Source organism: Zobellella maritima (assembly GCF_003075035.1).
Taxonomy (GTDB): Bacteria; Pseudomonadota; Gammaproteobacteria; order Enterobacterales; family Aeromonadaceae; genus Oceanimonas; species Oceanimonas maritima.
This window is the reverse complement of record NZ_QCZE01000005.1, coordinates 47,542-60,531: the sequence shown is the minus strand read 5'-3', so window position 1 is coordinate 60,531 and position 12,990 is coordinate 47,542. Positions and strand designations below refer to the sequence as shown.

13 protein-coding genes are annotated in these 12,990 nt (G+C 59.2%); 7 read left to right on the top strand and 6 right to left on the bottom strand.

Annotation, left to right across the window (positions count from 1 at the left end):
* Positions 1 to 3: 3 nt before the first annotated feature.
* Positions 4 to 684: a type 1 glutamine amidotransferase domain-containing protein gene (locus tag DCS96_RS16345; RefSeq protein WP_116475478.1), complete on the bottom strand. Its 681-nt coding sequence runs from the start codon at positions 682 to 684 to the stop codon at positions 4 to 6.
* A 350-nt stretch (positions 685 to 1,034) separates the two neighbouring features.
* Here DCS96_RS16345 and pyrC point away from each other — a divergent pair, with 350 nt between their 5' ends.
* Positions 1,035 to 2,066 (top strand): dihydroorotase, encoded by a 1,032-nt coding sequence (pyrC, locus tag DCS96_RS16340; protein ID WP_116475477.1) that lies wholly within the window; start codon positions 1,035 to 1,037, stop codon positions 2,064 to 2,066.
* 69 nt (positions 2,067 to 2,135) lie between these two features.
* Here the strand turns inward: pyrC and DCS96_RS16335 are convergent, their stop codons facing one another.
* The gene (locus DCS96_RS16335) at positions 2,136 to 2,507 is read right to left on the bottom strand and encodes a cupin domain-containing protein (RefSeq protein ID WP_157953649.1); all 372 of its coding nucleotides are present in this window, start codon (positions 2,505 to 2,507) and stop codon (positions 2,136 to 2,138) included.
* 288 nt (positions 2,508 to 2,795) lie between these two features.
* Here DCS96_RS16335 and DCS96_RS16330 point away from each other — a divergent pair, with 288 nt between their 5' ends.
* Positions 2,796 to 3,062, top strand: a complete 267-nt coding sequence (locus DCS96_RS16330) for an RNA recognition motif domain-containing protein (RefSeq protein ID WP_116475475.1) — start codon at positions 2,796 to 2,798, stop codon at positions 3,060 to 3,062.
* Complete coding sequence (locus DCS96_RS16325) at positions 3,052 to 3,516, top strand: YehS family protein (protein ID WP_116475474.1); 465 nt, start codon at positions 3,052 to 3,054, stop codon at positions 3,514 to 3,516. The genes DCS96_RS16330 and DCS96_RS16325 overlap by 11 nt, the downstream gene beginning before the upstream one ends.
* 38 nt (positions 3,517 to 3,554) lie before the next feature.
* Here DCS96_RS16325 and DCS96_RS16320 read toward each other — a convergent pair whose 3' ends face one another.
* The gene (locus tag DCS96_RS16320) at positions 3,555 to 4,568 is read right to left on the bottom strand and encodes a TRAP transporter substrate-binding protein (protein WP_116475473.1); all 1,014 of its coding nucleotides are present in this window, start codon (positions 4,566 to 4,568) and stop codon (positions 3,555 to 3,557) included.
* Between the two features lie 235 nt (positions 4,569 to 4,803).
* Here DCS96_RS16320 and DCS96_RS16315 point away from each other — a divergent pair, with 235 nt between their 5' ends.
* Positions 4,804 to 5,013, top strand: a complete 210-nt coding sequence (locus DCS96_RS16315) for a hypothetical protein (RefSeq protein ID WP_157953648.1) — start codon at positions 4,804 to 4,806, stop codon at positions 5,011 to 5,013.
* Between the two features lie 160 nt (positions 5,014 to 5,173).
* Here the strand turns inward: DCS96_RS16315 and DCS96_RS16310 are convergent, their stop codons facing one another.
* Complete coding sequence (locus DCS96_RS16310) at positions 5,174 to 6,211, bottom strand: Gfo/Idh/MocA family oxidoreductase (RefSeq protein WP_116475471.1); 1,038 nt, start codon at positions 6,209 to 6,211, stop codon at positions 5,174 to 5,176.
* A gap of 198 nt (positions 6,212 to 6,409) precedes the next feature.
* Between DCS96_RS16310 and DCS96_RS16305 the strand changes: the two genes are divergently transcribed.
* A complete protein-coding gene (locus tag DCS96_RS16305) occupies positions 6,410 to 7,570 on the top strand; it encodes a M20 metallopeptidase family protein (RefSeq protein WP_116475470.1) in 1,161 nt (386 codons plus the stop codon).
* Positions 7,571 to 7,590: 20 nt separating this feature from the next.
* Positions 7,591 to 9,096, top strand: coding sequence for an AbgT family transporter (locus tag DCS96_RS16300; RefSeq protein WP_116475469.1), 1,506 nt, complete (start codon positions 7,591 to 7,593; stop codon positions 9,094 to 9,096).
* Positions 9,097 to 9,130: 34 nt separating this feature from the next.
* Here DCS96_RS16300 and DCS96_RS16295 read toward each other — a convergent pair whose 3' ends face one another.
* Positions 9,131 to 10,027: a LysR family transcriptional regulator gene (locus tag DCS96_RS16295; RefSeq protein WP_116475468.1), complete on the bottom strand. Its 897-nt coding sequence runs from the start codon at positions 10,025 to 10,027 to the stop codon at positions 9,131 to 9,133.
* Between the two features lie 34 nt (positions 10,028 to 10,061).
* Positions 10,062 to 10,964: a LysR family transcriptional regulator gene (locus tag DCS96_RS16290; protein WP_116475467.1), complete on the bottom strand. Its 903-nt coding sequence runs from the start codon at positions 10,962 to 10,964 to the stop codon at positions 10,062 to 10,064.
* A gap of 159 nt (positions 10,965 to 11,123) precedes the next feature.
* Between DCS96_RS16290 and DCS96_RS16285 the strand changes: the two genes are divergently transcribed.
* A complete protein-coding gene (locus DCS96_RS16285) occupies positions 11,124 to 12,830 on the top strand; it encodes an L-lactate permease (RefSeq protein ID WP_232818304.1) in 1,707 nt (568 codons plus the stop codon).
* Positions 12,831 to 12,990 lie beyond the last annotated feature (160 nt).

The following is a 12,990-nucleotide window of genomic DNA, read 5'->3' as shown; positions in this document are numbered from 1 at the left end:
GCGTCAGCGTTTCAATAACGCCAGCAAGGCGCTGGCGGCCGGCTCGGAAGACGCCGGGTTCTGGCCGGTCACCAGCATGCCGTCGGTTTCCACATGAGGATGCCAGTCATGACTCCTGCGATAGTCGCCGCCATTCTGCCTGAGCATGTCTTCCACCAGAAAAGGCACTATGTCGGTCAGCTGTACCGCTTGCTCCTCGCTGTTGGCAAAGCCGGTGACACGCCTGCCGTCCACCAGGGTATTGCCGTTAGCGGATTTGACATGCCGCAACACCGCCGGTGCATGGCACACCGCCGCCACCGGTTTGTTGGCCGCCGCCATGGCCTCTATCAAGGCAATGGAGTCGGCATCCTCAGCCAGATCCCACAAGGGACCATGGCCGCCAGGATAAAACACCGCATCAAAATCAACCGCTGACAGCTCCCCCAGCTTGCGGGTATGGGCCAGCAGGTTCTGAGCCACCGGGTCTGCGCGGAAACGTTCGGTGGCCGCGGTCTGGGCATCGGGCGCGTCGCTTTTCGGATCCAGCGGCGGCTGTCCGCCCTTGGGTGAGGCCAGGGTGATGGCGGCGCCCGCATCCATGAACAGGTAATAGGGAGCGGCGAATTCCTCCAGCCAGAAGCCGGTCTTTTCACCGGTATCCCCCAGCCGGTCGTGGGAGGTCAGCACCATCAGAATACGCATATCGACTCCTTGAACCATTGCGCAAACATGCATATCAGGGTAGACGACGACACGACAAGATGACACTGCAGTCGACCCGTATCCCTGTAATAAAGGTGATGGTCGCTGAAGCAGACCCTTTGCCCTCCGCGATGTGCCAGAGTCGCCTGCTGGCACTGTCTTCAAACCATACAGTACACAAGCAGTGGCAACCCTGCCGATGTATGGCTTCGCAATCGATAGCGATGGCATTGTGACCAAGCAGCAGGCTGACGGCTCACAGCCGCCTTTATTTCCTCATTATTTGGTGAAACCCGTCGGGAAGTGGATAATGGAGACCTGGATGTAATGGATAACCCGCCGAGCCTACTATGACCACACTGACAATCACCCGCCCCGACGACTGGCACCTGCACCTGCGCGATGGCGAACAACTGAAAGACACAGTCCGCGATGCCAGCCGTTACCTGGGCCGTGCCCTGATCATGCCCAACCTGGTGCCACCGGCCACCACCACGGAGATGGCGCTGGCCTACCGAGATCGCATTCTGGCGGTACGCCCACAGGGCAGCAAATTCGAACCGCTGATGAGCCTGTACCTGACCGACAACACGGATCCGCAGGAAGTCCGCAAGGCCAGGGCCACCGGCAAGATAGTGGCATGCAAACTCTACCCGGCCGGCGCCACCACCAACTCCGACTCCGGCGTCACCGATGTGAAGAACATCTACCCGGTACTGGCAGCCATGCAGGAAACCGGCACCCTGCTGCTGGTACACGGTGAAGTCACCGACTCCCGCATCGATATTTTCGATCGTGAAAAAGCCTTCATCGACACCGTGCTGCCCGACGTGGTGCGCGACTTCCCCGATCTCAAAATCGTGCTGGAGCACATCACCACCGAGCATGCGGTGAACTTTGTAGAGCAGGCCAGCGACAAGGTGGCGGCCACCATCACCGCCCACCACCTGCTGTTCAACCGTAACCACATGCTGGCGGGCGGCATCCGGCCCCACTACTACTGCCTGCCCATTCTCAAGCGCAACACCCACCAGCAGGCGCTGGTGCGCGCCGCCACCAGCGGCAGCAAAAAATTCTTTATGGGCACCGACTCGGCCCCCCACTTCCAGCATCGCAAGGAAGCGGCCTGCGGCTGCGCCGGCGCCTATACCTCTCACGCCGCCGTAGAGCTGTATGCCGAGGCCTTCGAGGAAGCCGGCGCGCTGGACAAGCTGGAAGCCTTCACCAGCCACTACGGCCCCGACTTCTACGGCCTGCCCCGCAATACCGACACCATCACCCTGGTAAAGGAAAGCTGGACCGTGGGCGAAACCCTGCCCCTGGGCGGCGACAGGCTGGTGCCGATCCGCGCCGGTGAAGAAATTGGCTGGATGGTGAAATAACGGTTCGCTCTTGCAAAAAACGCGGCTTCGGCCGCGTTTTTGCCCCGTCATCGATAACGAATCATCGCCTCAGCGCTCTTTGGGCACGAAGATCACATAGTACTTCTTGGTGAATTCGAGGACCTGCCAGGTACCCTTGAAACCATAGGGGATCAGGAAGGCGTCGCCCTGGCGAAACTCCTTGCAGTTGCCCTGCTCGTCGGCGATGCGCACATGGCCCTCGAGGATATAGCAGAATTCGTTGCGCTCGCTCACCGCATGCCACTTGCCGGGCTCGCTTTCCCAGAAGCCGGCGTCCAGCTGATCGCTGCTATCGGTGAAGTAATTGGCCGTTCCCTGCCTCGGTGTGCCTTCAATCCGGCGTTCGGGGGGCGGCTTGCTGGCGGTGGGGGTCAGGGAATGATTCGAGAAGGCAACCACATCATCAATATTAACTGGCATCATATCTTCCTTATCCTGCGGGTAAATGCAGGCAACAGCTTCGAACCAAATGGCCTCCCTGATTAGCACCAGAAAGCCCGAAAAAATGGCACCAGCACCCGACTGCGCGCCTCACCCCGTCCTGGTCAGTGCCCTCCGGCAGGCTATAGTGCATACAGGGGAGCGGATGCACGGGACAAGACGCCACCCGGCGAACCTGTTACACTCGCGGCCCTTTGCGCCATCAAAGCCGCGCTTATTTAGCCACCATACCCTTGCATTACGCATAGTCGCGATGCTGGAGACCGCATGAAAATCATGATCCGGGGACTGTCCCGACTAACCACAGAAGACAAGGTACTGGCCCTGCTGGCCCCCTATGGCCTGGTGCACTACTTTCACCTGGTGAAAGACAGTAATACAGGTAACTCCAAAGGGTTCGGCTTTGCCTTTATGCCCAATCCATCCCAGGCCAAGGCCGCCATCAAGAGCCTGAACGGCATTGAAGTGGATGGCCAGAAGATCCGGGTGAAGAAGGCAGAAGCGAGCGAGGCGAAAAGCAGCGATGACCAATAACGATATCTTAAGGCGTATCCGTTATGCCCTGGATCTGCCCGACCAGCAAGCCGTCGAGCTGTTCCGGCTGGCCGGGATCGAACTCACCCAAGACCAGCTGCTGGCCCTGCTGGCCAAAGAAGAAGAACCCCATTACCACAGCTGCAGCGATGCGCAGATCCTGGGCTTCCTCGATGGCCTGATCCTGCAACGCCGCGGCCCGAAGGACGGTGATACCGCCCCCCGCCCGCCGGTCAGCGAACAAATTAACAACCTGATCTTCAAGAAACTGAGGGTGGCCCTGGAGCTGAAAGAAGAGGATATCCTGGGCATGCTGGCCCTGGCCGGCTTCAAGGTCAGCAAAACCGAGCTGACCGCCCTGTTCCGCAAGCCGGGACACAAGCACTACCAAGCCTGCGGCGATCAGTTCCTGCGTAATTTCCTGCAGGGCCTGGCCCTGCACTCGCGCCATTAATCCGCTTTCAGGGCAGCGCCGGTGCGCTGCCTGAAGCCTCAGATGGCTTCCCGGCCCAACACCGCCAGTATCCGATTCAGCTGCTCCTTGCCACCCAGCCGCTCGTAGTACTTGGGCCAGACCTGGTCGATGGCCCTGTCCATCCATTCCTGCTCGTTGGCCGGTTCGATGATCGCCATCCCCTGGCTGACCAGTTCGGCACGAATTTTATCTTCCTGCTCAACAAGATAACGGGCACTGAACGCAGTTGCCTCCTGCCCCGCAGCGCGTATCGCCTGTTGTAACTCGTCGCTCTGCGCCTGGTATATCTCTTCACTGACAATCAGCGGCTCTATCGAGAACAGGTAGCGAATATTGGTGATGTAATCCTGCACCTCGCTGAATTTCATCGCGTGGATAGTCATATAGGGGTTGTCCTGCCCGTCCACCACCCCCAGCTGCAACCCGGTAAAGGTTTCCGACCAGGCCATGGGGGTAGGGTTGATGCCCCAGGCACGATAGGTATCTATCATGATGTCATTGGCCGGTACCCGCACCTTCAGGCCGGTGAGATCGCTCAACCGGTGGACGGGCCGCCTGGCGTTGGTCAATACCCGAAAACCGGTATAGGTCCAGCCGATGATACGAATATTGGCATCCCGCACCGTATTGGCGATCAGCTGCCGTCCCACTTCCCCCTGGGTCAGGGTAATGGCATCGTCCAGGCTCTGCATCATATAGGGCAGAGTAAGTACTCCCACACTGGGAGAGAACGGCGTGACGTTGTTGATGGCAACCATGGTAAAGTCCACCAGCCCCATGGAGGCATCGTTGATAGTGCTCTGTTCATCCCCAAGCTGACCGTTAAGAAACATCAGGGTACCGTGCCGGCCACCGGTTTTCTGCTCCAGCAACTCGACAAACCGCTGCCCCATAACATGCTGGGGGCTGCCCGCACCATCACCCAGTGCCATCTTAAAAGGCTTGATCCGGGCTGCCGCCTCGGTACTTATCAGCGTTGCCAGACACAGTGTCGCCACTCCCCATGCCCTGAGGCCCTGCTTTAAACGCATCGTTATCTCCCGCTTACCACGGCTCGGCCGTCGTTATTGTTATGTCAGATACCCAATCGAGCAGCGATCATAAGGCAGTCCCGGTCATTTATTAGGACCATACACATCGCCGAAGTAGAACCAAATGAAAACCCCTTGTAAACCCCCGGGTGTTTTAATGGACCCGTTTCGTTGAGGAGCTCAAAAAACAACCAGCCAGCGACTAAAATGAAAGTTGTCCAGGGAGGATAGAATCATGCTTACAGACATGGATACGTTATTGGAGATGCTGTTCGGGCTGACCACCTTCGCCATCCCATTTGCCTTTTACTACCTGCTCAGTTCAGGGATCCTGAAATGGCTAATGAAGAAGCTGAGCGGCAATGAACAATCCGGCGTGAATATCGCCTACTTTGTCAGCGCCGCCCTGGCGGTGGTTACCTGCTACAGCTACTGGTCAACCTGATGGTAAAGGAGGGGCCGCCAGGCCCCGTCTTGAAATAAACACCGCTGACTGGCCCCAGCCTTGCCGCCCCCGGACCCAAAGTCGGTATGCCCTCGCTCGTAAAGGGACAAGTGGCGCTCAACAGAACCCCATATAAGTGAGTCCCCAGCTCCCTGAACACTCAGTAAGTCGTGGTACCTACCGGCAGTGTCTTGCCCTGTTCCGAGCTTTGTATCGCCAGCTTGATGATATTCAACCCGTCCAGGGCATCCTGGATGGCGACAGGCACGGCTCCCTCGCCCCGAATGGCCCTGGCGGTGGCCTCGTAAAAATAACGATAGCCGCCAATCGCCGACGGGATCACCGCCGGCTCATCGTCGGAATAAAGCATGCCGTAGTCCGTCTCGGCTTCCTTAGCCAGGAAAGGCGAATCGGGCACTATGCCGTCGCGCAGCCGCTCTTCCTGGGGATCGAAGCCACGCTTGATGTAACAACCCAGCTCTCCCTGCAGCTTGAAACGCAGAGTCGGCCCGGGATGGTAAGGGCTGGAGTGCAGCAGTACTTCCTTATCGCTGTAATGCAGCTGCACATGGAAGTAATCAGTCACCCTTGATCCCGGACGCATCGCCAGGCAGCGACCGGTCACCGCCAGCGGCTTGCCGAACAGCACCAGCACCTGATCCACCAGATGGGCGCCCAGATCGAACCAGGACCCCACCCCTTCCCCGGGCCGTTCCCGCCAGCGCTGACCCGGGGTGGGACGGAATCGATCGAAATGGGATTCAAAGCCATGGATAGTGCCCAGACGCGCCTCGGCGATCAGCTTCTTGATAGTGAGGAAATCACTATCCCAGCGCCGGTTGTGAAACGGGATCAGGCACAGCTCTTTCTCCGCCGCCAGCTGCATCAGTTCTGCCCCCTGATTAAGCTGGGTAACCATGGGCTTTTCCATCACCACATGCATACCCAACTCCAGTGCCTGACGGCCCAGCTGATAATGCACCTCGTTCGGTGCCGTGATCACCACCAGCTCGGCGCCCGACTGAACGAGCATCTCGTCCACCCGCGTATATACCTTGATTTCCGGCCAGTCTCTGGCCACGCGCTCCGGTTTGGAGCTGCTGATGGCCACCAGCTCGAAGTCGGGCAGGGCATCGATAAAGGGCAGGTGAAAAATACTGGCCGACTGACCGTAACCAATCACAGCGGTTTTGATCATGTGAAAACCTCGTCGTGAAGTAATGCAGGATTCCCCAGGTAACGGGGCCAGTCCGATAACAACAGCACCATGACAGAGCAGCCCCAACACACGCTTTGTTGACAAAAAAGCAACAAAGGCATACCGGTTTATTCATTTTTAATCACCGGGCAGACGATAAAATGCTAGCACCATTCAACTGCGCACGGCACCACCACCTTGAAAAACACACAACTGGAACACACCATCAGCACCCGCCGCCAGCTGCACAGACACCCGGAACTGAAGTTCGAGGAGTTCGACACGGCCGCCCTGGTGGCCGAAAGGCTGCGGGCCCTCGGCTACCAGGTGACCACGGGAGTCGCCGTTACCGGCGTGGTCGGCCTCTTGGATACCGGCCGACCTGGCCCTGTTATTGGCCTGCGCGCCGACATGGACGCCCTGCCCATTACCGAAGCCAATGACTTCGAGCACAAGTCGCAACGACCCGGCTGCATGCACGCATGCGGGCACGACGGCCACACCGCAACCATGCTGTTGGCGGCAGAGCTGATCATGGAAGCCAGAGACAGCCTGTGCGGCATGGTCAAGATCCTGTTCCAGCCTGGTGAGGAAGGCGGCAACGGCGCCGAGGTGATGATCAAGGAAGGGGTGCTGGAAAATCCCAGGGTGGATGCCATCTTCGGCTACCATAACAGACCCGGGTTCGAGGCCGGCCTTGTCTTCGCCAAGGCGGGGCCCGCCATGGCCGGCAGCGACACCTATGCCGTCACCCTGATAGGCAAGTCCGGTCATGCGGCCATGCCCCATTTGGCGGTCGATCCCATCTACCTGGGGTCCTGTCTGGTACAGCAGCTGCAGGGCATCGCCGGACGGGTTAAATCACCACTGCAATCGGGGGTCATTACAGTATCCTCGTTCGAAGCCAGCTCCAGTGCCAACGTGATTCCCGGCGAAGCCCGATTGCTGCTCAATATTCGCAACGACAGGCCCGATACCCGCAACCAGCTGGTTGGCAGGCTCGATACGCTGATTGCCGGCATCTGTGCTCCCTACGACGCCGACTACCGGCTTGAGCACGTCCATCATGTGCCCCCCCTGGTCAACGACACCGGCTGGACCAGGCGGCTGATCGACGCCGCCCACAGGCACCAGGTCAGCGAGCAGATAGAACAAATTGACTATATGCCGACCATGGGATCAGAGGATTTCGCCTTCTACCTGGAGCAGGTACCGGGGTGTTTCTTCTTTGTCGGCAACGGCATGGATTCCGCTTACCTGCATAACTCACATTACGAATTCAACGACGACATCCTGGCCAGTGCAGCCAAGACCTTTCTGGCCATCACCAAAGAGATGCTCGCGTTCAATCAACCATAACCATTGAAGGAATAACCAATATGCAAAGGATACTGGGCTCCATTGAGCGGGCCGGTAACAAACTCCCTCACCCCTTCATCCTGTTCGTGACCCTGGGGATATTCATAGTGCTGTTGTCGGCACTGCTGGACGCCGCCGGCATCAGTGCGGTCAATCCCAAGACAAACGCCGTGGTCACGGTCAAAAGCCTGCTGTCGGATGAAGGCATAGTGTTCATGCTGACCAGCATGGTTTCCAACTTCGTCAACTTCCCGCCCCTCGGCCTGATCCTGGTGGTCATGTTTGGCATCGGCCTGGCCGACAAGGTAGGACTGATGTCCAGCCTGATGCAGGTCAGCGTGGCCAAGGCGCCTCCCGCCATGCTGACCTTAGTGGTCTTCCTGGCCGGTATCTGCGGCAGTGTAGCCTCCGATGCCAACTACCTGATCCTGATCCCGCTGGCCGCCATGGTTTTCCATTCGGTCGGCCGCCATCCCCTGGCTGGCGCCGCCGCCGCCTATGCCGCCGCCGGAGCCGGCTATGATGCCAGCCTGTTCGTGACCGTGGGCGACGCCCTGTTCTCCGGAATCACCACCGAGGCGGCCCGCACCCTGGACCCGCAAGCCTATATCTCGCCGCTCGATAATTACTACTTCGTCGCCAGCTCGGTGCTGGTGCTGGCCACGGTAGGTACGGTGATCATCGATCGCTTCGTCGAACCCTACCTGAACCGCACCCTGCCGATCTCCGGCCACAAGCGGATGTCCGGCCCCGTGCTGGTCGAGTTGAATGAAGGCGAAAAACGCGGTCTAAAGCGGGTCATGTGGGCCACCCTGCTGTACCTGGGTCTGGTGATACTGGTGGTCCTGCCGGAAACCTCGCCGCTGCGTAACCCGGAAGGCGGGCTAGTACCCTCACCCTTCCTGAAGTCTTTTGTACCCATTCTGTTCGGCTTCTTCGTGATCATAGGCCTGACCTACGGCATCAGCGTCGGTAAAATCCGCTCCAGCCGCGACGTTCCCGAGTTGATGGCGGAATCCACCAAGGAGCTGGCCACCACCCTGGTGCTGTTCTTCGCCATTGCCCAGTTTATCGCCTACTTCAAGTGGTCCGAGCTGGGGCAGTTCATCGCAATAGAAGGCTCCAACATCCTCGAAAGCACCGGCTTTACCGGCCTGCCGCTGGTGGTGTCCTTTATCCTGATGACCGCGGTGCTGAATATTTTCATGACCAGTGGTTCGGCCCAGTGGGCCCTGATGGCACCGGTATTCGTGCCCATGCTGATGCTGTCCGATTTCAACCCGGCCTTTGTACAGGCCATGTTCCGCATCGGAGATTCGACCACCAATATCATTTCACCGATGAGCCCCTACTTCTCGGTCGCCCTGGTATACATGCAGCGTTATGTACCGAATATGGGGCTGGGCACCCTGATCTCGACCATGCTGCCCCTGTCGATTGGCTTCCTGATCTGCTGGACCCTGTTCCTGCTGTTATGGCTGACCCTGGGGCTGCCACTGGGACCCGGCGTGTTCATGATGCAGTAACCGTCAGATCGGCGCCCTCGGGCGCCGATTTTGGTTAGCGCATACCGCTCATCAACTTCCACAGGTAGCGGGCTGCCGGGCTCAGGCTGCGGCCGGCACGACACACCAGATTGCCGTAGGTTTCTTCTGCCACCGGATGGGCAATGGGCACGGCCACCAGCTTACCGCTGTCGATCTCCCGCCGGGCCCCCCAGGCGGTCATAAAGCTGATACCTATACCGGCAGCCGCCATCAGCTTGGCCACCGAATGCAGGTTGCAGCGGTAGGTTGGCGTCACCGCCAAGCCGCTGTCACGCAAGATGGCACTCAAGCAGGACTGGGTACCCGACAGATCGGGCAGGAAGATCAGCTTGTGCTCGGCCAGCACCGCCGCCGACACGCTTTTGCGCCCGGCCAGGGGGTGTGCCGGATGCATCAGGGCACACAGAGGGCCCCGGCTGAAACTGCGCACCCGCAACCGGGGATCGGACACGGGCCCGTAGGTGATAGCGATGTCGACCTCATCCTCCAGCACCATTTCGTGGGGTTCACGCGGAAAGTACACCCCCGTCTTCAGTTCGATAAACACGTCCGGGTACTGCTGAGACACCCGCAACAGCACCGACTGGATAAAGCTCTCGATAAAGCCATCGCCGACCGACACGACCACGCTGCCGCCCTTCAGGGTCTTCATCCGCGACAGGGAGTCGGACAGTTCACTGTGCAGCCGTTGCTGGGCAGCATAGGTATCGACGATCATCCGACCGGCCTGGGTCAGGGAAACGTTGCGCCCCTTCCTTTCGAGCAGTGCAATCCCCGTTTCCAGCTCCAGCTGGCTGATGTGCCGGCTGACCACGGAAGCATTCACGCCCAGGGATTCGGCCGCAGCCCGTATGCCGCCGCAAAGGGCAATCTGATTAAGATAAAAGGCTTTCTTGCCCAGTAGTTCCATTCATTTAGCCTTGTTGCTAGTCCGCCGTCGCGGTTCAGAAATAGTGTTTAATATCCATGTAGCGAGTGCGGATATGTTCGATCAACAGCTTTATCTTGCGTGGCGGCTGGCGGCTGTAGGGATAGACCGCATAGATGCCCAGCACCTTGCCCACCTGTTTGGGCAGCAGCTCCACCAGGCGACCGGCCTGCAGATCCGGATACACCAGGCAGCGGGGCACATAGGCCAGGCCGTAACCGGCAATGGCCGCCTTGCGCAGGGCGGCGGCATTATCGGTGGAAAAGTTGCCGGCAACCCGCAGCGGATAAATCTCATCCTGGCGGCTGAACAGCCAGTCTCGGGCCCCGCTTTCCTGATAACTGTAAATCAGGCAGTTATGCTTGAGTAAATCCTCCGGCACCAGGGGCTTGCCACGCCGGCTGATATAGGCGGGAGCGGCACAGATGGTCCAGCGGGAGTCCAGTATATGACGGGCAATAAGGTTGGAATCATCCAGATGGCCGGTGCGGATCACCAGATCATAGCCCTCCCCGACCAGGTCGACGAAGCGATTCTCCAACGACATATCGATCGAAATAGCCGGATGCAGATCACAAAATTCGGCCACCGCCGCCGCCAGCAGCAGCTCGCCGGAAATGGTCGGCACCGATATCCGTATATGTCCCTCCAGCGCCTGGCTATAACCGGTTACGGCATCAAATGCCTCCTGTGCCGACTGGGCCACCAGACGGGCGCGCTGATACAGCACCCGCCCTGCATCACTCAGGGTCAGCCGCCGGGTGGAGCGGTGTATCAGGGTACTGCCCAGCTCTTCCTCCAGGCGAGCGATACGCTTGCTGACCACCGAATTGGTCAGGTCATTGGCTTCCGCCGCCTTGCTGAACGAGCCCAGCTCGATCACCTGGGCAAACAGGATGAGGTCATCGGTTCTCGGCATATTTATCCAGTTTTGGAAATAATGTGTTTCATTATCTCTATATATCTACAAATAGTAAGGCCTTAAGGTTACATCTCCTTAACACAAGGATGACGACTCATACCCTACAGTTAAATATGTGCCTGTGGGGACACTGGTTAAACAATGGAAGTGACCCTTATGATCGATACAACCTTACTGGCGTTGCTGGCATTTGCCCCCATAGTACTCGCCGCCATCCTGCTGGTCGGCCTGCAATGGCCGGCAAAGCGGGCCATGCCGCTGGCATTTGCCCTCACCGTGATCATCGCCCTCATGACCTGGGAGATGAGCCCGACCCGTGTGCTGGCCTCCAGCCTGCAGGGGTTCGCCATTTCCCTGTCGCTGCTGTGGATCATCTTCGGCGCCATACTGCTGCTCAATACCTTAAAGCATACCGGCGCCATTACCACCATCCGCAACGGCTTTACCGCCATTTCGCCCGACCGACGCATCCAGGCCATCATCGTCGCCTGGTGCTTCGGCTGCTTTATCGAAGGCGCCTCCGGCTTCGGCACCCCCGCCGCGGTCGCCGCACCGCTCATGGTGGCACTGGGCTTCCCGGCCCTCGCCGCCGTGGTAATGGGCATGATGATCCAGAGTACTCCGGTCTCTTTCGGCGCCGTGGGTACTCCCATCATAGTCGGCGTCACCACCGGCCTGGATAACGGCGCCATCGACCAGACCCTGAGTACAGCCGGCTCCGGCTGGGGTGCCTATCTGCAAACCGTCACCGGCAATGTGGCGGTGATCCACGGCCTGGTCGGCATCCTGATGCCGCTGTTTATGTGCATGATGCTGACCCGCTTCTTCGGCCGCAACAAATGCTGGAAGGAAGGTCTGGACATACTGCCGTTCGCCATCTTCGCCGGCCTGGCGTTCACCATTCCCTACGCCCTCACCGGCATCTTGCTGGGCCCCGAATTTCCTTCCCTGGTCGGTGGCCTGGTGGGTCTGGCCATAGTGGTTACCGCCGCCCGCAAGGGCTTCCTGGTGCCCAGGACCACCTTTGAATTCCCTGAAGAAAAAGACTGGCCGGCCGAGTGGCTGGGCTCGCTCGCCATCCACAAGGAAGACTTGCAGAAAAAGCCCATCAGCCTTGGCCTGGCTTGGTTCCCCTATCTGCTGCTGCCGGTGCTGCTGGTGCTGAGCCGGACCAGTGATGGCTTAAAAAGCCTGCTCACCGGCTGGAATATCGCCTTCAGCGATATCCTCGGCGAAGCCGGTATCAGCGCCGGCATCCAGCCCCTGTACCTGCCCGGCGGCATACTGGTGTTTGTTTCCTTGGTCGCGGTGCTGACCCAGACCCGCTCGCTCAAAGATTTTGTGCCGGCGGTGACGGAGTCCTCCCGGACCCTAATCGGCGCCGGCTTCGTGTTGATGTTTACCGTGCCCATGGTGCGTATTTTTATCAACTCCGGGGTGAACAGTGCCGATCTCGCCAGCATGCCGGTGATGGCCGCCAACTTTGCCGCCGACCTGGTGGGTGGGTTTTTCCCGGCCATCAGCGCAGTGATCGGTGCCCTGGGGGCCTTTATCGCCGGCTCCAACACCGTTTCCAACATGATGTTTTCCCAGTTCCAGTTTGAGGTGGCCCAGACCCTGAACGTGTCCACCGCGCTGATGGTGGCGCTGCAGGCGGTGGGCGCCGCCGCCGGCAACATGATCGCCATCCACAACGTGGTGGCCGCCTCCGCCACCGTCGGCCTGCTGGGCCGGGAAGGCACCACGCTGCGCAAGACGGCGCTGCCGACCCTCTATTACCTTGTCGCCACCGGCATTATCGGCATGGTCGCCATCTATGGCCTGGGGCTGTCGGATCCGCTGTTGCGCCTGGCTAATGGCTAACTAAATGATGAGCTGTCATCAAGCAACCAGGAGCTCAGGTGATGATAAGGGGCATTCGCTCGGCCGACCCTCTGCGCCATGGATGGCGCAGCGGAGCCTACAGGGAGGTATTGATGGCGTGTCGGCAGCGCGAATCCTCTTACCATCCTGCTCCATGCAT

Excerpts from the sequence above, each read along its gene's own strand:
- DCS96_RS16325 (WP_116475474.1), top strand. The coding sequence starts at position 3,052 with ATGACCAATAACGATATCTTAAGGCGTATCCGTTATGCCCTGGATCTG.
- DCS96_RS16295 (WP_116475468.1), bottom strand. The coding sequence starts at position 10,027 with ATGGAACTACTGGGCAAGAAAGCCTTTTATCTTAATCAGATTGCCCTT.
- DCS96_RS16335 (WP_157953649.1), bottom strand. The coding sequence starts at position 2,507 with ATGCCAGTTAATATTGATGATGTGGTTGCCTTCTCGAATCATTCCCTG.
- DCS96_RS16345 (WP_116475478.1), bottom strand. The coding sequence starts at position 684 with ATGCGTATTCTGATGGTGCTGACCTCCCACGACCGGCTGGGGGATACC.
- DCS96_RS16320 (WP_116475473.1), bottom strand. The coding sequence starts at position 4,568 with ATGCGTTTAAAGCAGGGCCTCAGGGCATGGGGAGTGGCGACACTGTGT.
- DCS96_RS16310 (WP_116475471.1), bottom strand. The coding sequence starts at position 6,211 with ATGATCAAAACCGCTGTGATTGGTTACGGTCAGTCGGCCAGTATTTTT.
- DCS96_RS16315 (WP_157953648.1), top strand. The coding sequence starts at position 4,804 with ATGCTTACAGACATGGATACGTTATTGGAGATGCTGTTCGGGCTGACC.
- DCS96_RS16290 (WP_116475467.1), bottom strand. The coding sequence starts at position 10,964 with ATGCCGAGAACCGATGACCTCATCCTGTTTGCCCAGGTGATCGAGCTG.
- pyrC (WP_116475477.1), top strand. The coding sequence starts at position 1,035 with ATGACCACACTGACAATCACCCGCCCCGACGACTGGCACCTGCACCTG.
- DCS96_RS16300 (WP_116475469.1), top strand. The coding sequence starts at position 7,591 with ATGCAAAGGATACTGGGCTCCATTGAGCGGGCCGGTAACAAACTCCCT.
- DCS96_RS16285 (WP_232818304.1), top strand. The coding sequence starts at position 11,124 with ATGATCGATACAACCTTACTGGCGTTGCTGGCATTTGCCCCCATAGTA.
- DCS96_RS16330 (WP_116475475.1), top strand. The coding sequence starts at position 2,796 with ATGAAAATCATGATCCGGGGACTGTCCCGACTAACCACAGAAGACAAG.